This is a genomic window from Brasilonema sp. UFV-L1 (assembly GCF_012912105.1).
Lineage (GTDB): Bacteria > Cyanobacteriota > Cyanobacteriia > Cyanobacteriales > Nostocaceae > Brasilonema.
Window position 1 is genome coordinate 1 of record NZ_QMEA01000318.1, and the last position, 1,686, is coordinate 1,686.

Below are 1,686 nucleotides of genomic sequence, written 5' to 3' on the forward strand. Positions count from 1 at the left end.
ACCGCGAAACACACAAACAAAAAGGGAAGCTAGAACAATGGACACCAAAATTTTACTCGAACAATGCCAACTGGTAAACTCTCAAAAAGGTAAGCACATTACAATCCTCGGCGCAGGTATCGCAGGCTTAGTCGCAGCATATGAACTCGAACGCTTAGGACACACAGTAGAAATTCTAGAAGGTAGCCCACGTATCGGTGGACGCGTCTGGACACATCGCTTCGGTAACTCCCCAGATGCACCTTACGCAGAACTGGGCGCAATGCGTATTCCCAGCGAACACGAAATGACACTGCATTATGTCCATGAAATGGGACTGTCTGACAAACTGTGCAAATTCATGACAGTCTTTGAAGAAAGCAACGCCATGATGAACATCAATGGACAAGTGCTGAAAATGAAAGACGCACCCCGTGTTCTGCAACAAACAGAAGGTGGAATCTTTTCTGACACACGTTACAGTGAAAGAACCCGTTTGTTTGCAGCTTGGCTCAAAACCATCATCAATACTATCGCTCCTGGTAATCTGCGTTCTGAATTTGAACGTGACTTACAATCTCACTTAATGGATGAGTTAGAACGCTTAGATTTAAATCCCTACTTCAGCCAAGACGGTGAAACTATCGACTTAAACTCCTTTCTGAAATCAAATCCAAGCTTCCGTGCCAAGTGTTCTCAAGGATTGGATATATTCCTGGGTGATATCATCACAGAAACCAGCCATGACTTGTTGCAACTTAAAGGTGGAATGGATCAACTTATCCAACGTTTAGCAGCATCAATAACTGGTGAAATCAAGTGTAACTCTGAAGTCGTCGCTCTGCATGTACAAAAAGACCACGTTGAAATCACAACTAAAGAAAACGGTCAGTTACGCACACGTTACAGTGACTATGTATTATGCACCATTCCTTTCAGTGTACTGCGTAAACTAGAGTTGAGCGGCTTTGATGATGATAAGCTAGATTCAATTCACAACACTGTTTACTGTCCTGGTACAAAAGTGGCGTTCCACACTCGTGAGTCCTTCTGGCAAAAAGATGGTATCAAAGGTGGTGCTTCTTTCAGTGGTGATGGTGTGCGTCAAACATATTACCCCTCAGTTAAGTTCAATCCAGAACATGGTAGCGTAATGTTAGCAAGCTACACCATTGGTGATGATGCGAAAACTATGGGAATGATGTCTGAACAAGAGCGTTTTGACTATGTGCAAAATACTGTGAGCAAGCTTCATCCAGAACTCAATACACCTGGTATGATTGTGGACAAGGCGTCTATTGCCTGGGGTAATTACAAGTGGAGTGCTGGTGGATGCACGATTCACTGGGATGATAGCGAATCTAATTACCTAAAAGCACAAAGACCTCAAAATACTCTCTTCTTTGCAGGTGAACATTGTTCTCGCTTCCCTGCATGGTTGCAAGGTTCAATTGAGTCTGCTGTTGAAGCGGTTTACGATATTGTTAAGCATAAGCCTGTTGTGCAATCGACTGCTATTCCTGTAGCGAATGTCTCTGGTAAGAATCGTCAATTGGCTACAGTTGGAAGTGCTTGGTAGTCATAACTCGGATTTTACTTGATAACTAACAACCTTAGGTAAGTATCAAGAATATTTAAAAACTTGTGTTCATATTTCATTTAGCTAACCCCTTTTGTGTGTATTGTACCCGCCATGAGCGGGTTTTT

1 protein-coding gene is annotated in these 1,686 nt (G+C 42.7%); it reads left to right on the forward strand.

Going from position 1 to position 1,686, the window contains the following annotated elements; translation table 11 throughout:
* Window positions 1-37 precede the first annotated feature (37 nt).
* On the forward strand, window positions 38-1,558 hold the full coding sequence (locus DP117_RS35165; protein WP_169222761.1) for an NAD(P)/FAD-dependent oxidoreductase: 1,521 nt from the start codon (window positions 38-40) through the stop codon (window positions 1,556-1,558).
* Window positions 1,559-1,686 lie beyond the last annotated feature (128 nt).

What these genes read in the sequence shown, in the direction of transcription:
- DP117_RS35165 (WP_169222761.1), top strand. Translation starts at nt 38, where the DNA reads ATGGACACCAAAATTTTACTCGAACAATGCCAACTGGTAAACTCTCAA.